The sequence below is a fragment of the Pseudomonas sp. 1L-E-NC-VB-C3 genome (genome assembly GCF_057291535.1).
Genome location: NZ_JBXAWD010000003.1, coordinates 255816 through 277191, shown reverse-complemented (window position 1 = coordinate 277191; position 21376 = coordinate 255816). Strand labels below are relative to the sequence as shown.

The following is a 21376-nucleotide window of genomic DNA, read 5'->3' as shown; positions in this document are numbered from 1 at the left end:
AATCAAGGCCTTGCGCCGGTTTAACCCTGGCATCCGTGGTGACTTTTCTTTATCGTACGCGCCCTTTGAAAAACGCTTGGAAGATCAAAATGTTGGAAGCATCCCTCAGCCAATTGGAACAGCTCGTCAGCGACCTGGTGCAACAGAACCAGACCCTGCTGCAGACCAACCAGACCCTGTCCACGGAACTGGCCCAGGCCAAGGATGAAAACGAAAACCTGCAACTGAACCTGATGGAGCAGGAAGAAAAACACGGCGCCACCGCCGCGCGCATCCAGGCGCTGGTTGATCGCGTCAATGCCGGTCCTGTCAGCGCATGAACCACGGCACAGCAGGGGTAAAAGTCATCTCCATTCTTGGCGAGGACTATTCGATCAAGGCACCGGCCGGGGAAGAACAGACCCTGTTGGACGCGGCGATGATGCTCAAGGCCGCGCTGGAAGACACCAAGCGCAAATACCCGACGCTGATCGGTGACCGTTTGCTGGTGCTGGCGGCGATGAATCTGTGCTCGCAGCAGATCGAAATGAAGAAACAGCACCAGGAAGAACTCGACCGTTATCAAGAGCAAGTCAGCGCCACGGTCGACACCATTGCCAAGACGATCAGTCAGGGTTGACTCGCTTTTCGCAGCGCCTCGGTACATTGAGGCGCTGAACATGCTGAGGTCTTGTTGCTATGAGGCTTGGAGTATTGGCTGCCAGTAGACTTTTGTTGTCCATTCTCCATCGGATTGCTTGATGAACTCTGAGTGGGAAACTCTATAGGTAGTATTTTCGATCGTCACTTCATCACCCTTGGAAAGCAGGTAGATATATTCTGCCGACGGAATTGGCTGAACTGTGCTGTACGTCGTGCCTGCGAGGGTGGTGATCGTAATTTTGTAATGGATTACCGGGAAAACCATGACCTCGGTGAAGTGCCTGCGAATAATCATCGATTGAGAAGTCGAGCTCCCGACAAAGTCGCCAATGAGCGCCGATTTAACAAACGTATCGTTGTCAGCCATTGCCTGAACAAAATTCTCTCGTGGACCGGTGTCAGTCATGTTCTTTCTCCTGCGATGGACGGCTTGGATCTGCGACGCGGATGCTTGTCACAGACGTGAAACCGCGAATCTAAGTCACCCGATGCAAGTTGTAACCTGTCAGACTTGACAGTGAATCCCTCGATATAACGGCCAGCTTCTTGCTTGTAAGGATACGGCTGTACCGAAGGTTGTGTTTTATTCTGATGCTCTTTGTATACAATCGGCACGGCTGTTGCAGTGGTTCAGGCTCTTATTCTTCGGGGGTGCTCCATGCAGTGGTGGCGACGCAGTATTCAGTGGCAGTTGATTCTCGGCATGGGCACGGCCCTGCTGATCAGCATCGTGATCGTGGTTGGCATTTATACCCTGGTGGTCAACCGCCTCGCCCAGAGCTATCTGGTCGAACAAGCGCTGCCGTCGAGCATTGAAGCGACGCGCAACGATATCGAACGCATCCTCGTGCAACCGCTCACCGCCGCCAAGGACATCGCCAGCAACACCATGGTGCGTGACTGGCTGGCGACAGGCGAGGACAGCAGCAAAACCGCGCTCTTTGCGCAGTATCTGGAAGGCATCCGCGCCGAACACAAGGCCTTCACCGCGCTGATCATCGGCACCGAATCCAACCACTACATCACCGAAAAAGGCCTCGATCGCACCCTCAGTCGCGCGAAACCGGCCGACGCCTGGTTCTATTCCTTTCTCGACAGCAATCAGCCGCGCACCCTCAATATCGACAACGACGGCGCCACTGGCGAGCTGGCCCTGTTCATCGATCTGAAGGTCGAGCAGGCCGGCAAAGTCGTCGGTGTCGCCGGGTTGGGGCTGAGCATGAAAGAGCTGTCTGAGCTGATCCACAACTTCAGTTTCGGCGAGCGCGGCAAGGTCTATCTCGTGCGTTCCGATGGTTTGATTCAGGTCCATCCTGAAGCGCAGTTCAGCGGCAAACGCACCTTGACCGAGCAGATCGGCGCCAACGCGGCGCAAGCGCTGATGGGGCACAAATCCGCAGTGAACAGCAGCTTCCAGCGCGACGGTGAAGACTTCCTCGCCTTCAGCCTGCCGCTGCGCGATCTCGGCTGGACCCTGGTGGCCGAAGTGCCGCAGTCGCAGATCTACGCCGAAGCACGGAAAGCGATGTGGATGAGTGGCGGCATCGGTCTGGTGGTGGCGCTGGTCTGCCTGGCGTTGGTGGTGTGGCTGGCGCAGGGGCTGGTGCGACCGATTCGACAAGTAACACGGGCGCTGGTGGCCATCGGTAGCGGTGGTGGAGATTTGACCCATCGGTTAGATTCCAGCCGTGCCGATGAGCTGGGTGACCTGGCGCGCGGCTTCAATCGTTTCCTCGACAGCCAGCGCGCGATGATCGGCGAAGTGCTGACCACCAGCGAGCGCCTGCGCACGGCCGTGGGGCAAGTGGCGAAGGTGGTGGACAACACCGCCGAGCGTTCGGGCCGGCAGCAGGAAATGACCGACATGGTTGCCACCGCCGTCCACGAAATGGGCCTGACCGTGCAGGAAATCGCGCAGAACGCTGGCAACGCCGCGCTTGCCTCGCAAACCGCGCGCGATGAGGCGTTGCAGGCACGGGAAGTGGTCGGTGGCTCGATCCGTCATATCGAAAGCATGTCCGATGAGATCGGCGTGGCGGCAGGGGCGGTGGGTGAGCTGGCGCAGCAAGTGGCGTCGATCGATTCGGTGCTGGCGGTGATTCGTGGCGTTTCCGAACAGACCAATCTGCTCGCACTCAACGCCGCCATCGAAGCCGCCCGCGCTGGCGACATGGGCCGCGGCTTCGCGGTGGTCGCCGATGAAGTGCGCACCCTCGCGCGCAGGACCCAGGCCTCGACCGACGAAATTCAACTGATGATTGGCAGCCTCAAGCAAGGCGCGGAAAACGCCGTGTCATCGATGCGCACCGGCCAGGCCGCGACCGGCACCGGGGTTGAATCGAGCCAGCGTACCGGCGCGTCGCTGACGGCGATCACCGGTCAGGTCGAGCGCATCAGCGATATGAACCATCAGGTGGCGACGGCAACCGAAGAGCAGTCGGCGGTGACCGAAGAGATCAACCGCAACGTGCAGGGGATTTCCGATCTGGCGCGGGCGACGGCGGGGGAGGTTCGTGCGTGTCGTGAGGATTGTCAGATGTTGCAGCGGCTGGCGGATGATCTGGCGCGGCAGATGGGTGGGTTCAAACTGAGTTGAGTATCAGACCTGAAAAGCCCCTCACCCTAGCCCTCTCCCGGAGGGAGAGGGGACTGACCGAGGCGTCTATCGCTATACGTCGACCTGAAAACACCAGTCGATCATGGATCCGGCAAGTCCCTTTCAGGTCGGCGTACTTCTTGAATATTCCCCATTCGGCCCCCTCTCCCTCCGGGAGAGGGCTGGGGTGAGGGTAGCGTTTCAGAACCACGCATCCCGCATCCCCAGACACGTATCATCCCGCGCCTCCAGCAAGTCCAGCTCATGCTGGCAACCCGGCACTTCCCATGTCAGGAAATACCGCGCCGCCTGCAACTTGCCCTTATAGAAGTCGACATCCGCCGCATTTCCTTTGGCCAGGCCTTCCTCGGCGCGGATCGCCTGCTCCAGCCAGCGCCAGCCGATCACTGCGTGGCCGAACACTTTCAGGTACAGCGCCGAGTTCGCCAGGCTGCTGTTGACCTTGCCTTGGGCCAGATCGGTGAGCAGGCCGATGGTCACGGTTTGCAGGCGGGCAACGAGTTTTTCCAGCGGTTCGCGCAGGGTGGTCAACGAATCGTATTCAGTGGCACGTTCGGCCGTGTTGGCGATCAATCGAATCAGCTGCTTGAGACCGGCGCCACCGTTCTGCGCCAGTTTGCGCCCGAGCAAATCCAGCGACTGGATGCCGTGGGTGCCTTCGTGGATCGGATTCAAGCGGTTGTCGCGATAGTACTGCTCCACCGGGTACTCACGGGTGTAGCCGTGGCCGCCAAGAATCTGGATCGCCAGTTCGTTGGCCTTCAGGCAAAACTCCGAAGGCCAGGATTTGACGATCGGTGTCAGCAAGTCCAACAGTTCATGAGCCTGTTTGCGTTCGGCTTCGGTTTCCAGCGTGGTGGTGTCATCGAACAACCGCGCGGCATACAGGCCGAGGTCAAATGCCCCTTCGACGTAGGATTTCTGCGTCAGCAGCATGCGTCTGACGTCCGCGTGCTGAATGATCGCCACCGGCGCCGTGGTCGGATCCTTGCTGTCCGGCACCCGACCCTGCGGCCGCTCACGCGCATATTCCAGTGAATACAGGTAACCGGCATAACCGAGCATGACCGCGCCCATGCCGACGCCGATCCGCGCTTCGTTCATCATCTGGAACATGTAGCTCAAACCATGGTGCGGTTTGCCCACCAGATAGCCGACACACTCGCCGTTATCGCCGAAGTTCAGCGCCGTCGATGTGGTGCCGCGCCAGCCCATCTTGTGGAACAGGCCGGCGAGCAGCACGTCGTTGCGCTGGCCGAGGCTGCCGTCGTCGTTGACCAGAAACTTCGGCACGATAAACAGCGAAATACCTTTCACCCCCGGCGGTGCGTCCGGCAGTTTGGCCAGGACCATGTGCACGATGTTTTCCGACAGCGGATGATCGCCGCCGGAAATGAAGATCTTGTTACCCTTCAGGCGATAGGTGCCGTCGGACGCAGGCTCGGCGCGGGAACGAATGTCCGACAGCGATGAACCGGCATGGGGCTCGGTCAGGGCCATGGTGCCGAAGAAACGTCCGTCGATCATCGGTTGCAGGAAGCGCTGTTTCTGCTCTTCGCTGCCAAAGCTCTCGATCAGGTTGGCCGCGCCCATGGTCAGGAACGGGTAGGACGTCGAAGCTGCATTGGCGGACTGGAAATGCGCGAAGCAGGCTTGCGACAGCAGGGTCGGCAATTGCATACCGCCGGCCTCGAAACTGCGCGCTGCGTTAAGGAATCCGGCCTCAAGGAAGGCATCCACCGCCGGTTTCACTTCAGGAATCAGGATCGCCTTACCATCCTCGTAGCGCGGCTCGTTCTCGTCGCCCTTGCGGTTGTGCGGGGCGAAATACTTCTCGGCGATATTGCGCGCGGTGCCGATGGCGGCGTCGAAGGTCTCGCGATTGTGCTCGGCAAAGCGCTCACGCCGGGTCAGGCCCTCGGCATCGAGGACTTCGTACAGCTCGAAAGCCAGATTGCGGGAACTGAGCAGCGTCTCGGACATGGCGGCCTACCTGGAAATTGGGGTTGGGCCGAGTCTAAGGCGGTGGAATAGAGGCTGGATAGGATGATTGATGAGAGTGATGCAGAAGCAAAAGATCGCAGCCTTCGGCAGCTCCTACATTTGGAATGCGTTTCCCTGTAGGAGCTGCCGAAGGCTGCGATCTTTTGATCTTCTGTGGAAGCGAGCCTGCTCGCGAAAGCGGTGGTTCAGGCAACATTGATGTCGACTGAAACGCCGTCTTCGCGAGCAGGCTCGCTGCCGGAGGGTATTGCTTACCAGGCAACCATTGCAGTCGCCTGGACTTACAGCGGTTTAACCGATCGTCATCAGACTGGCATTGCCTCCAGCAGCAGCCGTGTTAACGCTCAATGCCCGCTCGATCACCAGGCGCTCCAGGGCAATGTTGGTCTCGCCCTGGGACAGTCCCTGAACGCCAACGATCGCGCCGCCACGCTGGGCGATCTGCTGGCAGACGCCGCGCAACTGGTCGGAGTGGCCGTGATGCAGCACTGCATCGAAGACCACTTCGTCCTTGTTCCAGTCGGCAACGCGTTTGATCCGCGCCTGGACTTCCTTCGGCAGACGGGCGAGCAACGCCTTGGTCAGCTCGGTTTCCGGCCACACCGCCGAACCGCCCACTGCCAGCACCGCCGCCAGTTGCGTCAGCAGATCACCTTCAACTTCCGCCAGGCACAGCACGTGCTCGCGCGGCAGGATGGCGTAGCTGTTTTTCTCGCCGGTCGGGCCAGCCAGCACGCGGGTGATGCCGCTCTGCGATTGTGCTGCGTATTGCACGCACAGGGTGCTCAGATCGGCGAACTTGTTGTTGTCGGCCCAGGCTTTCAGAGCGTTCAACGATTGGCTCATGGCATCGCGCAAGCGCACGTCCGGGGCGACGATGGCGTCACCGCGAGCGAAGGATTGCTCGATGGCGTCGCTAGGACGCGTCGACAGCAAACGGTACAGATACAGCGGGCCGCCGGCTTTCGGGCCAGTACCCGACAAGCCTTCGCCGCCGAATGGCTGCACGCCGACCACGGCACCGACGATGTTGCGGTTGACGTAGACGTTACCGGCGTTGACGTTGTCGATCACCTTGGCGATGGTCTCGTCGATGCGCGTGTGCACGCCCAGCGTCAGGCCGTAACCGGAGGCGTTGATCTGACCGATCAGTTGATCCAGCTCTTTGCGCTTGTAGCGCACCACGTGCAGTACCGGGCCGAAGATCTCGCGTTGCAGTTCGTCGAAGCTTTCCAGCTCGATCAGGGTCGGCATGACGAAGGTGCCGCGCTTGATCTCTTCGCTGTCGGCAATCGCAACCTGGTAAACATTGCGACCTTTGTCGCGCATGCCCTGGATGTGCTTGTCGATGCCGGCCTTGGCTTCGGCGTCGATCACCGGACCGATGTCCACGGACAGACGCTCGGGGTTGCCGAGATGGCTTTCGGCCATGGCACCCTTGAGCATTTCGATGACGCGATCGGCGGAATCTTCCTGCAGGCACAGCACGCGCAACGCCGAGCAGCGCTGACCGGCGCTGTCGAAGGCCGACGACACTACGTCGATCACGACTTGTTCAGTCAAAGCCGAGGAATCGACGATCATCGCGTTCTGGCCACCGGTTTCGGCGATCAGCGGAATCGGACGGCCCTGGCTGTCGAGACGGCCAGCGATGTTGCGTTGCAGCAAGCGCGCGACTTCGGTGGAACCGGTGAACATCACGCCTTTGACGCGCTCGTCACCGACCAGACCGGCGCCGACGGTTTCACCGCGCCCCGGCAGCAGTTGCAGCACGCCTTCCGGGATGCCGGCTTCGAGCATCAGGCGCACAGCCTGAGCCGCTACCAGCGGAGTCTGCTCGGCCGGTTTGGCCAGTACCGGATTACCGGCAGCCAATGCCGCAGCGACCTGGCCGCTGAAGATTGCCAGCGGGAAGTTCCACGGGCTGATGCACACCACCGGGCCCAGTGGGCGGTGGGCGTCGTTGCTGAAATCGTTGCGCGCCTGCACCGCGTAATAACGCAGGAAGTCGACGGCTTCGCGGACTTCGGCGATGGCGTTGGCGTAGGTCTTGCCGGCTTCGCGAGCCAGCAGGCCCATCAGCGGCTGGATCTCGCCTTCCATCAGGTCAGCGGCACGTTCCAGGATCGCCGCACGTTCGGCCGGCGGGGTGGCCTGCCAGATCGGCGCGGCGTTCAGCGCGCATTGAATGGCGCTGTCGACATCTTCAACGGTAGCTTCTTGAACATGACCGACCACATCGCGGTGATCGGACGGGTTCAGCACGGCGACCGGCGTTTCGTTGCTGGACGCGCAACCGAGCATCGGCGCGGCTTTCCAGTCGTTGTGCGCGGTGGCGAGCAGGGCGCAGGACAGCGAGGCCAGACGATGTTCGTTGGCCATGTCGATGCCGCTCGAGTTGGCGCGCTCGGCACCGTACAGGTCACGCGGCAGCGGAATGCGCGGGTGCGGCAGGCCGAAACCACCTTCCACGGTGGCCATCTGCTCGATCTGCGCCACCGGATCGGCCACCAGTTCCTGGATCGAAATCGACTGGTCGGCGATGCGGTTGACGAACGAGGTGTTGGCGCCGTTTTCCAGCAGACGACGCACCAGGTACGCCAGCAGGGTTTCGTGGGTGCCGACCGGTGCGTACACACGGCACGGACGGTTCAGCTTGCCTTCGGCAACCTTGCCTACAACTTGTTCGTAGAGCGGTTCACCCATGCCGTGCAGGCACTGGAACTCGTACTGGCCCGGGTAATAGTTCTGACCGGCGATATGGTAGATCGCCGACAGGGTATGGGCGTTGTGCGTAGCGAATTGTGGGTAGATGACTTCCGGCACCGACAGCAGTTTGCGCGCGCAAGCGATGTAGGAAACGTCGGTGTACACCTTGCGGGTGTAGACCGGATAGCCTTCCAGACCCTCGACCTGAGCACGTTTGATTTCGCTGTCCCAGTACGCGCCTTTCACCAGGCGGATCATCAGGCGATGGCGGCTGCGGCGGGCCAGATCGATCACGTAGTCGATCACGTACGGGCAACGCTTCTGGTAAGCCTGGATGACGAAACCGATGCCGTTCCAGCCAGTCAGCTGCGGCTCGAAGCACAGACGTTCGAGCAGATCCAGCGACAGCTCGAGGCGGTCGGCTTCTTCGGCGTCGATGTTCAGGCCGATGTCGTATTGCTTGGCCAGCAGGGTCAGCGACAGCAGACGCGGATACAGCTCGTCCATCACACGCTCGTACTGCGCACGGCTGTAACGCGGGTGCAGCGCCGAGAGCTTGATGGAAATGCCCGGGCCTTCATAAATCCCACGGCCGTGGGACGCTTTGCCGATCGAGTGGATCGCTTGTTCGTACGAGGCCAGGTATTTCTGTGCGTCGACTTCGGTGAGTGCCGCTTCACCGAGCATGTCGTAGGAATAGCGGAAGCCTTTGGCTTCGAACTTGCTCGCATTGGCCAGTGCTTCGGCGATGGTTTCGCCGGTAACGAACTGCTCGCCCATCAGGCGCATGGCCATGTCGACGCCCTTGCGGATCATCGGCTCGCCGCTCTTGCCGATGATGCGGCTCAGCGACGAGGTCAGGCCGGCTTCGTTGTGGGTGGAGACCAGTTTGCCAGTCAGCAGCAGACCCCAGGTCGCAGCGTTGACGAACAGCGAAGGGCTGTTGCCCAGGTGCGGATGCCAGTTGCCGGTGCTGATCTTGTCGCGGATCAGCGCATCGCGGGTGCCTTTGTCCGGGATGCGCAGCAGCGCTTCGGCCAGGCACATCAGCGCCACGCCTTCCTGGGACGACAAGGAGAATTCCTGCAACAGACCCTGAACAATACCGGCACGACCGCCGGCACTTTTCTGGTTACGCAGTTTTTCGGCGATGGTCGCCGCGAGCTTGTTGGTGGCTTCGGCCATCGGTGCCGGCAGGCGTGCCTGCTCGATCAGCATTGGCACCACTTCCGGCTCAGGGCGGCGGTAAGCAGCGGTGATCGAAGCGCGCAGCACCGATTGCGGGAGGATGCTTTCAGCGAATTCGAGGAAGCATTGGTGAGCGTGATCGGTCTGCACTTCGCCTGCGTCATCGGCGTCTTTGGCGGTCAAACCGTTCAACTCGGTCAGGGTTGCACCACCCTCGAGTTTTTCCAGGTAATTGAAAATTGCCTGCTTGATCAGCCAGTGCGGCGTGCGATCAATCGAGGTTGCGGCAGCCTTCAGGCGCTCGCGGGTCGGGTCATCGAGTTTGACCCCAAGGGTGGTGGTAGCCATATTTTTATCCTCATGGTTGCCACAGTTGCGTGGCATCAGCTGGCCGCAAGATTAGCCGTGCGCTGAATGAGGTGCAACCGGGTGCAACCCTTTTTTTGCCGGAATAATACGCAGCTCGTCAGGAAATAATTTCTGGTACGAAAGTGCTGCTCCTGCTTGGTGCTTTTACTTCTAGCAAAGAGGCATGACTGCCACAAAAGGGAGCAAAAACGGGGTGATCGTCGATTAATCCGACTGGGTGCAACTAATTCTCGCGAAACTGGTTGCACCTTATTTGCTTTGTTGCATAGCATTCGCCGCCAAGGTGCAACCGGGAATAACCCGGTGTACCGGCTGATGGCTTTCCTGGGGAAACATCAGTCTTAAATGCGCGGGATCCCGGATCGTCTGCCAAACGTCGTCGTTTGCGAGCGGTTCACTACCGCCGCTACATAAAAACAAAGCCAGGGCGTAACTCAATGAGCGTAAGCAATCCAACCCTGATCACGTTCGTGATCTACATCGCAGCAATGGTGCTGATCGGCTTCATGGCCTATCGCTCCACGAATAACCTTTCCGACTATATTCTCGGCGGTCGCAGCCTCGGCAGCGTCGTCACCGCGCTGTCTGCCGGTGCCTCCGACATGAGCGGCTGGTTGCTGATGGGCCTGCCGGGCGCCATCTACATGTCCGGTCTGTCCGAAAGCTGGATCGCCATCGGCCTGATCGTCGGTGCCTACCTGAACTGGCTGTTCGTCGCCGGCCGTCTGCGGGTGCAGACCGAGCACAACGGCGATGCACTGACTCTGCCGGACTACTTCTCCAGCCGTTTCGAAGATAAAAGCGGCTTGCTGCGGATTATCTCGGCGGTGGTGATTCTGGTGTTCTTCACCATCTACTGCGCCTCCGGCATCGTCGCCGGTGCGCGTCTGTTCGAAAGCACCTTTGGCATGTCCTACGAGACGGCGCTGTGGGCCGGTGCTGCGGCGACCATTGCTTACACCTTCGTCGGCGGTTTTCTCGCGGTGAGCTGGACCGACACCGTACAAGCGACCCTGATGATCTTCGCGCTGATCCTTACGCCGATCATCGTCCTGCTGGCCACCGGCGGCGTCGATACCACGTTCCTGGCCATCGAAGCGCAGGATCCGAGCAACTTCGACATGCTCAAAGGCACCACCTTCATCGGCATCATCTCGCTGATGGGTTGGGGTCTGGGCTACTTCGGCCAGCCGCACATCCTCGCGCGTTTCATGGCGGCGGATTCGGTGAAGTCGATCGCCAAGGCGCGTCGCATTTCCATGGCCTGGATGATCCTCTGCCTGGGCGGCACCGTGGCGGTGGGCTTCTTCGGTATCGCTTACTTCTCGGCGCACCCGGAAGTGGCCGGTCCGGTCACCGAGAACCCGGAGCGCGTGTTCATCGAACTGGCGAAAATCCTCTTCAACCCATGGGTTGCCGGTGTGCTGCTGTCGGCCATTCTGGCTGCGGTAATGAGCACCCTGAGCTGCCAGTTGCTGGTGTGCTCAAGCGCCCTGACCGAAGACTTCTACAAGACCTTTCTGCGCAAGTCCGCCTCCCAGCTTGAGCTGGTCTGGGTCGGTCGTGCCATGGTGCTGCTGGTAGCCTTGATTGCCATCGCGATGGCTGCCAACCCGGAAAACCGCGTACTGGGTCTGGTGTCCTACGCCTGGGCCGGTTTCGGTGCTGCGTTCGGTCCGGTGGTGCTGATCTCGGTCGTCTGGAAAGACATGACCCGCAACGGCGCCCTGGCCGGCATTCTGGTCGGCGCGATCACCGTGGTGGTCTGGAAGCATTTCGAACTGCTGGGTCTGTACGAAATCATTCCTGGCTTCATCTTCGCCAGCCTGGCCATCTACTTTGTCAGCAAGGCGGGTGAACCGACTCGCGGCATGGTTGAGCGTTTCGAGGCAGCGGAAAAAGACTTCCATCTGAACAAGTGATGGACTGAGCTTCGGCTCACATGAAAACGGCCCGCTTCCTACCGGAGGCGGGCCGTTTTTTATGGCCTGTGATTTCTCGAATCCTGTGGAAATCCATTGTGGGAGCGAGCCTGCTCGCGAATGCGATTGATCATTCAATGAATGTATCGACTGACATGCCGCTTTCGCGAGCAGGCTCGCTCCCACAGGGTGGGTGGCAGGTTTGATTGAATTGTCTGTAGTCGAACGGCCGAATTAACAAGGTCCTTTCAGCAAACCACGTAGGGCAAATCTGAATTTCCCGTCACCTGCTCATCACCCCTTGCCCCTCATGCAGAATCGCCCGCCCTCACACTGCAGAGAGACATCGGATGTTCGCGCCTGCCAATCAACCGCGTTTCACGTTGACCCTCGAAGGCGCCCAGCATGACCTCAAGGTCCTTGAGTTCACGGGCAGGGAAGCCATCAGCCAACCCTTTCGCTTCGAGCTGGAACTGGTCAGCGAGCGGCCGGACCTGGATCTGGAAAGCCTGCTGCATGGTCAGGCGTTTCTGAGTTTCGATGCTCAGGGTTGCGGTATTCATGGTCAGATTTATCAGGTCGGGCAGGGCGATTCCGGGAAACGTCTGACACGCTATCACCTCAGCCTTGTCCCGCGTCTGACGTATCTGGGGCATCGCATCAACCAGCGGATTTTTCAGCATCAGAGCGTGCCGCAGATAGTCACGCAGATCCTCAAGGATCATTCGATCCTGCGCGATGCCTTTGAATTTCGCCTGGGCAGCGAATACCCGGAGCGCGAATACTGCGTGCAATACGCCGAAAGCGATCTGGCCTTCATCCAGCGTCTGTGTGCCGAAGTCGGCATTCATTACCACTTTCAACACAGCCCCGAAGGCCATTTGCTGGTATTCGGCGACGACCAGACCGTGTTCCCCAAGCTGCCCGAGCCGACGCTGTATCTGCCGGGCAGCGGCATGTCGGCGGGCGCGCCGGCGATTCAGCGTTTCAATGTGCGCGTGGAAACCCGCACCAGCGTCGTCACCCGGCGCGACTACAACTTCGAAAAACCACGCCTGTCGCTGGAAAGTCGCAGTGACGGCGAACAACGTCCAGTGCTGGAGGACTACCACTTCCCCGGCCAATTCAACGATCGCGAAACCGGCAGACACCTGACGCGCCGTGCGCTGGAACGGCACGTCGCCGATTACCGTCAGGCCGAGGGCAGCAGCGACGAGTCTTCATTGGTCTGCGGCCATTTCCTGCAACTCACCGGGCATCCGCGCAGCGACTGGAATGATCTGTGGTTGCTCACCTGTGTCGAGCATCGCGGCCGTCAGCCGCAGGTGCTTGAGGAATCGGTGACCAGCGATGGCGAATCCTTCCAGGGCTACCGCAATACTTTCGTCGCCACGCCGTGGGACGTGGTCTTTCGTCCGGCGCTGTGCCCGGAAAAACCGCGCATGTCGGGCTACCAACCTGCCGTGGTCACCGGCCCGAAAGACCTTGAGATCCATTGCGATGAATACGGCCGGGTCAAAGTGCAACTGGCCTGGGACCGCGATGGCGAACTCAATGAGCACTCCAGTTGCTGGCTGCGCGTTGCGACCGGTTGGGCTCACGATCACTACGGCAGCGTGTTGATTCCGCGCGTCGGCATGGAAGTTTTGGTCGGCTTCATTGATGGCGATGCCGACAAGCCGCTGGTCATGGGTTGCCTGCCGAATGCGGCGACCCCGGTGCCGCTGGATCTGCCGGCAGACAAGACCCGCAGTATCTTCCGCAGCCAGAGCAGCCCTGGCGGTGGCGGTTATAACGAACTGCGCATCGAAGACAAAAAAGGCGCCGAGGAAATCTACCTGCGTGCCCAGCGCAACTGGACCCAGCATGTGCTCAACGACCAGCAGCTGCAGGTCGATAATCAGCGCAGTGTGGTGGTCACCGGCACCGCCCGCCATGAACTCAAGGCCGACGAGCAACGCATCACCCACGGCCAGCGCCAGACCGAAGTCAGGCAGGATGATCATTTGTCCGTGCTCGGCGACCGGCAGGTGCGGGTGAACAGCCAGGCCACCAGCGCCTCGGCGCAGATCCATATCAGCGCAGGCCAGCAAGTGGTCATTGATGGCGGCGCGAGCGCGACGATTCAGGCCGGCGGACAGTGGATCAACATCGGCCCCGGCGGAATTTTCAGCAGCGTGCCGATTGTTGTGGGTGGCGCGCCGATGGCGGCGACCAGCGCTGCGCCGGTGGTGCCGGGATTGCCGGAGAAACTGGCCGCTGCGCCGGCGGCGATTCTCACCGCCGCACAGATCATGAGTCTCAAAGGTGATGCGCCATTCTGCGAGGAGTGTGAGCGTTGTAAGGATGGTGTTTGTGCCGCGTGAGGAATTGACGCCTGAACAATGGCTGGCGCGGCAGCCGCTGCATGCGTCGGAAAAATTGTTCGCCATTTTCAGCCGCGCCAGCGACGCCGATGCCTTCAAAGCCTGGCAGGGCACGGCGAATCCGGTCTGGGCCGAAACCATTTATGCCGAGTGGGACGCGGTGATGCCCTACGTGGGAATTGTCGCTGCAGACAGTGAGTTTTTACGTTGGGTGGCGGAAACAGAATCCCGGGATTGGGGATGGTTGGCGGTGTCTTCGGCGGATCTTGACGTGCTGGTCGAACATTTCCGCAGCCTCACTCAAGTGCTGATGCCGGACGGTAAAACCGTGTTTTTCCGCTTTTGGGATGGTCGGTTTCTGCTGCCTCTTTTGCACTCTGAGGAGGTCAATTCCGCGCAATTGCTGCCAGTCGTTTCACGAGCCTTGATCAATGGCCAAGCCATCGAAATCGCGGGCCGTGCGCTGGTTTCGGGGCGGGTCTTTCCGTGGTGGAGCGTGCCGCAATCGCTCTTGGCGCAGACAGATGCAAGCGTACGCATCGCCAATGCTTTGCAATGGCTGAGCGAGGAGCAACCGGCCGTGTTCGAGGCGTTTCCCGAGGCTGTTTTGCGCTGCAAGGTCGGGCAGTTTTTCAAATTATCGATGTCGGAAGATTCGTCACGATCGTCCCTTCTGGAGTTTTTGCTGGCAGAGGCAGAGTGAAATTTCGGGGCAAACGCTTCGGACGTTTCCTTCGAATCGCGGCGGCTTTCATGAACTGGTGCGCGGTGGGTTGCAGGGATAGTCTTTTCGTTGTCGCCGCGAGAGCGTTGGCAGGATGAAGGATTCCCGCATTCATGACGTTACAGTTCGTTGGCTTTTTGCGGCACTTGGTTCAAGTCCGTAAGATCGTTCGCGGCGGCTGTGCGTGGGGCACGCTTCGGCGTGGCCGAGGTCCATGATTGCTCGGTTCCTACTCCCGCGCACAGCTGCCACCCTAACCCGTAGGAAGGTGTGATGGCGGCTCACGTTTATCAATCATGGGACCCGGAAAATGACCAATATGCATACTGATTCACCCTACGAAAAAATCACCCCTCACCCCGACAACCGCTTCATGGCCCTCACCGGCAATTGCAGCGACATGCCCAGCCTGTTCGTCGACACCCATGTGCCCCTCGACATCCTCATGGATGCCGCCAACTATCGCATCCGCGCCGTGGTCCAGGTCTTGGAAAACATGTGCATGCGCGGCTCGATCGAATGCGACTCCGTGATCCTCAGCGACTTCGCCCTGCTGTGCGCCATCCCATTGCGGGATGGCTGTGATGTGCTCGATGTCATCGGCAGACGCTTGCGCAGCATGCCCGCCTGAAGATCAGAAGATCGCAGCCTTCGGCAGAGTGGACGCCTATCCCATGTAGGGGCTGCCGAAGACTGCGATCTTTTGTCGTTGAAGAGCAAGTCACGGCGTTGTTTTAGGCTGCGAAGCCAACCTTATTGAAGCGGTAAACAGAATTTTTTATCAGGGTTACTTTTTTTATATCTTTGTCACATTTCCCAGAAGTCTGCCAGCAGCGCCGTCGCTAATGGTAAAGCTGACCTTGTCACCAACTTTCAGGCGGGGATCGCCCGGAGTGCTTACGCTCAGGTCTCCACTGTTGTCATCGGGTTTCACCGTTATTGAGTATGTTGGGTACGGCCCGCCTGCACCACTGGTATAGGCGCTAATCACGGTGCCATTGCCCGATGTATTTACAGTAATTTTTGCCATTTCCAATCTCCTTCCAGTCGTAGTCTAGAATCAGGGCGATCGATTGATTTTCGCGTCGTTCAGACTATGGATCAGTAGCTACCGATAACGCCACTGTCAGATCTGACAGGTAATTGCATTAAATACTACCGTCTATCCAAATTCGACCTTTGTGCAGCTCCGTAAAATTCCTCATCTCCGATTTCCTGATATGGCCTTCAACTACCCCCCACTTTGCGCCGTGCTCCTGGTGCTGGAGAATATATGCATGCGCCGTTCGATCAAGGTGACTCGATGATCCTCAGCGACTTCGCCAAATTCTGCGCCATCCCCTTGCTCGACGTCATCGGGCGACGTCTGGGCGCCATGCCTGCCTGAACTGTTCAGAAGCAAAATCAAAAGATCGCAGCCTTCGTCAGCTCCTACACGGGATCATCTGTAGTAGCTGCCGAAGGCTGCGATCTTTTGACGTTTAGGGTTCAGCAGTCAGTCTGCGATGTGCCGATCCTGGGTCTTGATAAAACTGTCGAAAGCCTCTGACTTGAGACCTCCAGGCACCCATAAAAAACGAAATGGCTTTTCGAGTGTTTGCTGATCGACGGTGTCTGCTCAGATGCCGCATACACATAGTTTCTGGTTGTTTTATAACGATCGTGCAGCACTTGCAGCGTGTCTTCATTATGCTGGATGGAATGCAGGCCGTTGCCCATGGATGAGTAGGCATTGGCGGATAGTGCAATGTCTTTTCTCTGGGCTGATTGCTCATTGAATGGCGCCGGGATGCAGTTGGCTCAGCCCGTAGTTCTTTAGTGTCTGGCGTGCCTGTTCAATGTGGGTTTCGTCGGCAAGGGCGAGGTATGGACTAAGAAGGCCGAGTAAACAGATGATCAGATATCGCATGAATTTTTGACTTCCTGTCGTTGATGGTTAGCCAGTTTAACGCCATAAAAGCAAAGCCCCTCACCCTAGCCCTCTCCCAGAGGGAGAGGGGACTGACCGAGTTGTCTTGGTGTTGTACGCCGACCTGCGACTTCAGCGGTGAACTTCGTTTGGCCAAGCCTGAGATCACGTCGATCATTCAGGTCGATGTAACTCGCAAGATCGCCACCGTAAGTCCCCTCTCCCTTCGGGAGAGGGTTAGGGTGAGGGAAAGGCGTTTGTCCACTCGGCTGCGAACCCCTGACTTGCCGACCGGTAAAAGGTAAACTTTGCGGCCCTCGCAGGAGCAGCCATGAATTATCGTCACGCCTTCCATGCCGGCAATCACGCCGATGTGTTCAAACACCTGACCTTGACCCGCCTCATCGCTCTGATGTCGCGCAAGGAGCAGCCGTTTGCCTATCTCGACACGCACGCCGGCATCGGTCTGTATGACTTGCAGGGCGATCAGGCCAATCGCACCGGCGAGTACCTGGAAGGCATTGCGCGGTTGTGGGATCAGCCGGACCTGCCGGCGCTGACCGCCGATTACATGAAGGTGCTGCACGAGATGAACCCGGATGGCCAGTTGCGCTATTACCCGGGTTCGCCGGAGCTGGCACGGCGTCTGACGCGGCCGCAGGATCGGGTGATGCTCAACGAGAAGCATCCCGAAGATGGCGTGTTGCTCAAGGACAACATGGCCGGCGATCGTCGAGTGAAAGTGCATCTGGGCGAGGGCTGGCACGTGGCGCGGGCGATGTTGCCGGTGCAGGAGAAGCGTGCGGTGATGCTGATCGATCCGCCGTTCGAGCAACTGGACGAGATGCAGCGTTGCGCGGCGTCGATGAAAGAGGCCATCGGCCGCATGCGCCAGACCGTGGCAGCGATCTGGTATCCGGTGAAGGATCAGCGTGCATTGCGGCGTTTCTATCAAGACCTGGCGGGCACGGGTGCGCCGAAGTTGCTGCGTGTGGAGCTGCTGGTGCATCCACTGGACACGCCGAACAGCCTGAACGGTTCCGGGCTGGCGATCGCCAATCCGCCGTGGGGGCTGGAAGAAGAATTGCGTGAGCTGCTGCCGTGGTTGTCGAAGAAGCTGGGGCAGACCCAAGGTGGCTGGCAGATGGATTGGTTGATTGCCGAGAGCTGATCACTGACTTATCGTTCCCACGCTCCGCGTGGGAATGCAGCCCGGGACGCTCCGCGTCCCAACAGCGGACGCAGAGCGTCCATTGAGGCATTCCCACGCAGAGCGTGGGAACGATCGGTCGGTGGGGTTAGTTGCCCGCCAGGCTCGCAGGCATGCACACGCCGGTGCCCCCAATCCCGCAATAACCCTCAGGGTTCTTCGCCAGATATTGCTGGTGATACGTCTCGGCGAAGTACACGGTCGGCGCCTGTTCGATCTCGGTGCTGATTTCGCCCAGACCCGCCTTCGACAGTTCCGCCTGATACACAGCCTTGCTCTTCAGCGCCGCGTCCAGATGCTCAGGCGAGGTCGCGTAGATCACCGAGCGGTACTGGGTGCCGATGTCGTTGCCCTGACGCATACCCTGAGTCGGGTTGTGCAGTTCCCAGAACATCGCCAGCAGTTCTTCGTAACTGACTCGGGCTTTGTCATACACCACCAAGACCACTTCGGCGTGGCCGGTCAGGCCCGAGCAGACTTCTTCATAAGTCGGATTTGGCGTGAAACCGCCGGCGTAACCGACCACGGTGCTGACCACACCTTCGCGCTGCCAGAAACGTCGTTCCGCGCCCCAGAAGCAACCCAGACCGAAAATCGCAAAGTCGACGTCCTGAAAGAATGGACCGAGCAGCGGGGTGTCTTCGAAGACGAAGTGTTTTTCCGGCAGGGTCATCGCGGTTTCGCGGCCGGGCAGGGCTTGTTCTTTGGTTGGAAGCACGTTTTTGTTCACAAGAATTTCCGAGCGCAGAACCATGAGCGTTCCTCTCAGTCAGGTTGGAGGTAAAAAGTCAGACCGCCAGTGTGCCGAATGATGCCGGAATTCGCACTATCAAAACTGTGGGAGCGAGCCTGCTCGCGAAAGCGGGGTGTCAGGCGACGAAGATGTCGACGGTTTTATCGCCTTCGCGAGCAGGCTCGCTCCCACAAGGGATCTTCATAGAGGCAGGCTTTAGAGGCACAGCGGCCCACGCGGGTAGCGCTTGAGGGCTTTGATCAACTCGTCACCGGGAATCGGTCGGTCGAACAGATAACCCTGACCGACGTCGCAACGATGCCGGCGCAGGAACGCCAGTTGCTCGGCGGTTTCGATGCCTTCGGCGACCACCTTGAGTTTCAGGTTATGGGCCATGGCAATCACCGCGGAGGTGATTTCCATGTCGTCCTGATTGTCAGGGATTTCATGGATGAAGCTGCGATCGATCTTGATGATGTCGATCGGGAATTTCTTCAGATAGCTCAACGATGAATAACCGGTGCCGAAGTCATCCATGGCCAGGGTCAGGCCGAGGCGCTTGAGCTGGTCGAGTTGCAAATGCGTGTCTTCGGTGGCTTCCAGCAGCAGGCCTTCGGTCAGCTCGAGTTCGAGCAGATTGGCCGGCAGCGCTTCTTCCCTGAGGATGTTGGCGATCGAGGCGACCAGATCCGGATCAGAGAACTGTTTCGGTGACAGATTGATTGCCACCTGCAGATTGCCCAGGCCGGCAGCGGTCAAGGATTTGCTCATGCGGCACGCCTGACGCGCGATCCACTTGCCGATCGGAATGATCAGGCCGGTTTCCTCGGCGACGCTGATGAACTGATCCGGGCGAATCATGCCGCGCTCCGGGTGGTTCCAGCGCAACAGCGCTTCCATCCCCAGCAGACGACCGCTGCGCAGGCACAGTTTCGGCTGGTAGAACACGTCCAGCTCGTTCTGCGTCAGGGCGCGGCGCAGGTTGTTCTCGACGAACAGTTTGTAACTGGCCTCGGCGTTCAGCGCCTCAGTGAACACCTGCAACTGGTGTTTGCCGTTGGCCTTGGCCTTGTGCAGTGCCAGACCGGCGTTGCGCATCAGGGTTTGCGGATCGCGCCCGTGCAGCGGCGCGCAGGCCAGACCGACGGAGCCGGTGACGCTGATAAGCTGGTTGTCGACGAACATCGGCTTGTCGAGGGTCATCAGCAACTGACTGGCGATCTGCTGCCCGGCCTCAAGATCGGTGTCGTCGAGCAACACGGCGAACTCGTTACTGGCAAAACGCGCCAGACTGCCACTCGGGCTGAGGCTGTTGCGCAAGCGCCGGGCGAGGCTGATCAACAGTTTGTCGCCGGTCTGGTGACCGAGGCTGTCGTTGATCCGCTTGAAGTTGTCGATGTCCACCAGCAACAGGCTGATCGGCGTATCGCTGTCGCGGGCGAAGCGCTCATCGAGATTGCGGATGAATGCCGGACGGTTGCCGAGGTTGGTCAGGTTGTCGGTGTAGGCCAGGCGCTCGATGCGTTGCTGGGCCAATTTGGTCTGAGTGATGTCTTCGTAGATGCCGATGTAATGCGTCAGCTCACGGTTATCGCCATAGACCTTGGAGATCGACAGCTGGCCCCAGTACGGTTCGAGGTTCTTGCGTCGGCTCTTGAATTCGCCCTGCCAGCTGTTGCTCTGGGCCAGCGCCGAAGGTGCGTCGAACAGCAGTTCGCTGAGATTTTCCAGCGCCGGCAACTCCGACAAGCGCTGACCGTGGACCTCCTCGGTTGTGTACTGGGTGATCGCAGTGAAGCTCGGGTTGACGTACTCGACCACGCCGTCGCAGTTGACCAGCAAGAAGGCGTTGGCGCTTTGCTCGACCGCGCGCTGAAACAGGTGCAGGGCGCTGGTGGCAGTGCGGCGGTTGTGGTTGTTGATCACTTGTGCGAACTGGTCGGCCAGTTCGCCGGCAAAGGCGATTTCGTCGGACTGCCAGGCGCGGGTGACGCCGGTCTGTTCCAGGCACAACACGCCGACTACCTGGCCGTCGACGCGAATGCTGGCATCGAGCATGGCGTTGACGTCACGCGGACGCATCGCCTCGGCCATCTCGCGGGTACGCGGGTCGTGCATGGCGTTATGGGCATCGATGGCGCGGCTGCTGTGCAGGGCTTCCATGTAGTCGGGGAAGCCGCTGATATCGATCGGCTCCGGCAGGATGTATTCCTGGGTCGCGCGATGGTAAGCGGAGATCGGCAGCAAGCGCTGGCCTTCGAGGTTCCACAGGCTGGCGCAGTCGATCTCGTAGATATCGCAGGCGCAGCGGGTGATCAGTTCGGCGGCTTCCTGCAGCGAGTTGTGCGTGCTGTAGCGCTGGCGTGCGAGCAGCAGAATCAGATCCTGCTGGGCACGCACGCGCTCCAGATGCTGCAGTTGTTCCTGCTGGGCACGCTGGTTCAGCTCAAGGGCGATTTGCAGGCGCGAGTTCTGGGTTTCCAGATCCACCGAAGGCAGCGCCTGGGCTTCGTCGAACACCTCGTCGACCGCCAGCAGGTAGCCGCGCAGCAAGTGCCGGTTGTGCTGTTTGTAGGCTTCGCCGAGCTCGAGGATGTTCAACGCGCCGGCGGCGGTGTGCAGGGTGTAGCGCACCACGTAATGTGCGCTTTTGCTCAACTGCTGCTGAATCGCATCGTGCAGTTGATAGCGCGCCTCGGGCTCCATCAGGCTGGCGTAGGGCGAGCCGACCAGCGCGCAGAGCTCGACGGCCGGCTGGCCAAACTGGCGTTCGCAGTTGGGATCGAGGAACAGCATTGCCCAACTGGCTTCATTCAAGCGCTCGAAACGCAGCATGCCGAGCCGCGAGGGCACAGGCAACTGCGTCACTACCTCGGCCGCCATACGGCTGGCGGCATCGGGCTGGCTCTTCATGAAGGAAACTCGCTTGGAAATATGCTGAATGCGCCGGGCTCTCGCCCTCTTGTCTGTTGGCTGCGGCAAG

At 59.7% G+C, this 21376-nt stretch carries 14 protein-coding genes and 1 pseudogene; 9 read left to right on the top strand and 6 right to left on the bottom strand.

The genetic code is table 11. The annotated features are described in order from the left end of the window. The first annotated feature begins 89 nt into the window (after positions 1–89). Positions 90–320 carry a hypothetical protein gene (locus tag AC0Z5Z_RS06775; protein WP_016772015.1) on the top strand — a complete coding sequence of 77 codons (231 nt, stop codon included), beginning with the start codon at positions 90–92 and terminating at the stop codon, positions 318–320. Beyond that, on the top strand, positions 317–619 hold the full coding sequence (locus AC0Z5Z_RS06770; protein WP_056787426.1) for a cell division protein ZapA: 303 nt from the start codon (positions 317–319) through the stop codon (positions 617–619). Before AC0Z5Z_RS06775 ends, AC0Z5Z_RS06770 begins: the two co-directional genes overlap by 4 nt. Positions 620–676: 57 nt before the next feature. On the opposite strand, the gene AC0Z5Z_RS06765 is transcribed toward AC0Z5Z_RS06770, so the two are convergent. Continuing rightward, positions 677–1048, bottom strand: a complete 372-nt coding sequence (locus AC0Z5Z_RS06765) for a hypothetical protein (protein WP_056787429.1) — start codon at positions 1046–1048, stop codon at positions 677–679. A gap of 252 nt (positions 1049–1300) precedes the next feature. Between AC0Z5Z_RS06765 and AC0Z5Z_RS06760 the strand changes: the two are divergent. Both AC0Z5Z_RS06760 and AC0Z5Z_RS06755 read left to right on the top strand, forming a co-directional pair. After that, positions 1301–2371: pseudogene (locus AC0Z5Z_RS06760) on the top strand (cache domain-containing protein); the annotation flags it as partial. A 21-nt stretch (positions 2372–2392) separates the two neighbouring features. After that, complete coding sequence (locus AC0Z5Z_RS06755; protein WP_408005097.1) at positions 2393–3238, top strand: methyl-accepting chemotaxis protein; 846 nt, start codon at positions 2393–2395, stop codon at positions 3236–3238. Positions 3239–3439: 201 nt separating this feature from the next. Here AC0Z5Z_RS06755 and AC0Z5Z_RS06750 read toward each other — a convergent pair whose 3' ends face one another. Next, positions 3440–5242, bottom strand: a complete 1803-nt coding sequence (locus AC0Z5Z_RS06750) for an acyl-CoA dehydrogenase (RefSeq protein ID WP_485610897.1) — start codon at positions 5240–5242, stop codon at positions 3440–3442. Positions 5243–5554: 312 nt separating this feature from the next. Then, positions 5555–9508 carry a trifunctional transcriptional regulator/proline dehydrogenase/L-glutamate gamma-semialdehyde dehydrogenase gene (putA, locus tag AC0Z5Z_RS06745; protein WP_485610896.1) on the bottom strand — a complete coding sequence of 1318 codons (3954 nt, stop codon included), beginning with the start codon at positions 9506–9508 and terminating at the stop codon, positions 5555–5557. 458 nt (positions 9509–9966) lie between these two features. Here putA and putP point away from each other — a divergent pair, with 458 nt between their 5' ends. From putP to AC0Z5Z_RS06725, 4 genes are all read left to right on the top strand, one after another. Next, positions 9967–11451 (top strand): sodium/proline symporter PutP, encoded by a 1485-nt coding sequence (putP, locus tag AC0Z5Z_RS06740; protein WP_150638076.1) that lies wholly within the window; start codon positions 9967–9969, stop codon positions 11449–11451. Between the two features lie 350 nt (positions 11452–11801). After that, positions 11802–13817, top strand: a complete 2016-nt coding sequence (locus AC0Z5Z_RS06735) for a type VI secretion system Vgr family protein (protein ID WP_485610895.1) — start codon at positions 11802–11804, stop codon at positions 13815–13817. After that, positions 13798–14520, top strand: coding sequence for a DUF4123 domain-containing protein (locus AC0Z5Z_RS06730; RefSeq protein ID WP_460142627.1), 723 nt, complete (start codon positions 13798–13800; stop codon positions 14518–14520). The genes AC0Z5Z_RS06735 and AC0Z5Z_RS06730 overlap by 20 nt, the downstream gene beginning before the upstream one ends. Positions 14521–14851: 331 nt before the next feature. After that, on the top strand, positions 14852–15172 hold the full coding sequence (locus tag AC0Z5Z_RS06725; protein ID WP_315435174.1) for a hypothetical protein: 321 nt from the start codon (positions 14852–14854) through the stop codon (positions 15170–15172). A gap of 165 nt (positions 15173–15337) precedes the next feature. Here AC0Z5Z_RS06725 and AC0Z5Z_RS06720 read toward each other — a convergent pair whose 3' ends face one another. Continuing rightward, on the bottom strand, positions 15338–15571 hold the full coding sequence (locus AC0Z5Z_RS06720; protein WP_150638083.1) for a S1 domain-containing protein: 234 nt from the start codon (positions 15569–15571) through the stop codon (positions 15338–15340). 1210 nt (positions 15572–16781) lie between these two features. Here AC0Z5Z_RS06720 and AC0Z5Z_RS06715 point away from each other — a divergent pair. Next, positions 16782–17621 carry a 23S rRNA (adenine(2030)-N(6))-methyltransferase RlmJ gene (locus tag AC0Z5Z_RS06715; protein WP_016772007.1) on the top strand — a complete coding sequence of 280 codons (840 nt, stop codon included), beginning with the start codon at positions 16782–16784 and terminating at the stop codon, positions 17619–17621. A gap of 127 nt (positions 17622–17748) precedes the next feature. Here the strand turns inward: AC0Z5Z_RS06715 and msrA are convergent, their stop codons facing one another. Then, on the bottom strand, positions 17749–18414 hold the full coding sequence (gene msrA, locus AC0Z5Z_RS06710; RefSeq protein WP_258707497.1) for a peptide-methionine (S)-S-oxide reductase MsrA: 666 nt from the start codon (positions 18412–18414) through the stop codon (positions 17749–17751). A 195-nt stretch (positions 18415–18609) separates the two neighbouring features. After that, on the bottom strand, positions 18610–21306 hold the full coding sequence (locus tag AC0Z5Z_RS06705; protein WP_485610894.1) for a putative bifunctional diguanylate cyclase/phosphodiesterase: 2697 nt from the start codon (positions 21304–21306) through the stop codon (positions 18610–18612). Between the last annotated feature and the right edge of the window lie 70 nt (positions 21307–21376).

Excerpts from the sequence above, each read along its gene's own strand:
- AC0Z5Z_RS06750 (WP_485610897.1), bottom strand. The coding sequence starts at position 5,242 with ATGTCCGAGACGCTGCTCAGTTCCCGCAATCTGGCTTTCGAGCTGTAC.
- AC0Z5Z_RS06735 (WP_485610895.1), top strand. The coding sequence starts at position 11,802 with ATGTTCGCGCCTGCCAATCAACCGCGTTTCACGTTGACCCTCGAAGGC.
- msrA (WP_258707497.1), bottom strand. The coding sequence starts at position 18,414 with ATGGTTCTGCGCTCGGAAATTCTTGTGAACAAAAACGTGCTTCCAACC.
- AC0Z5Z_RS06720 (WP_150638083.1), bottom strand. The coding sequence starts at position 15,571 with ATGGCAAAAATTACTGTAAATACATCGGGCAATGGCACCGTGATTAGC.
- AC0Z5Z_RS06765 (WP_056787429.1), bottom strand. The coding sequence starts at position 1,048 with ATGACTGACACCGGTCCACGAGAGAATTTTGTTCAGGCAATGGCTGAC.
- AC0Z5Z_RS06730 (WP_460142627.1), top strand. The coding sequence starts at position 13,798 with ATGGTGTTTGTGCCGCGTGAGGAATTGACGCCTGAACAATGGCTGGCG.
- AC0Z5Z_RS06770 (WP_056787426.1), top strand. The coding sequence starts at position 317 with ATGAACCACGGCACAGCAGGGGTAAAAGTCATCTCCATTCTTGGCGAG.
- AC0Z5Z_RS06725 (WP_315435174.1), top strand. The coding sequence starts at position 14,852 with ATGACCAATATGCATACTGATTCACCCTACGAAAAAATCACCCCTCAC.
- putP (WP_150638076.1), top strand. The coding sequence starts at position 9,967 with ATGAGCGTAAGCAATCCAACCCTGATCACGTTCGTGATCTACATCGCA.
- putA (WP_485610896.1), bottom strand. The coding sequence starts at position 9,508 with ATGGCTACCACCACCCTTGGGGTCAAACTCGATGACCCGACCCGCGAG.
- AC0Z5Z_RS06775 (WP_016772015.1), top strand. The coding sequence starts at position 90 with ATGTTGGAAGCATCCCTCAGCCAATTGGAACAGCTCGTCAGCGACCTG.
- AC0Z5Z_RS06705 (WP_485610894.1), bottom strand. The coding sequence starts at position 21,306 with ATGAAGAGCCAGCCCGATGCCGCCAGCCGTATGGCGGCCGAGGTAGTG.
- AC0Z5Z_RS06755 (WP_408005097.1), top strand. The coding sequence starts at position 2,393 with ATGATCGGCGAAGTGCTGACCACCAGCGAGCGCCTGCGCACGGCCGTG.
- AC0Z5Z_RS06715 (WP_016772007.1), top strand. The coding sequence starts at position 16,782 with ATGAATTATCGTCACGCCTTCCATGCCGGCAATCACGCCGATGTGTTC.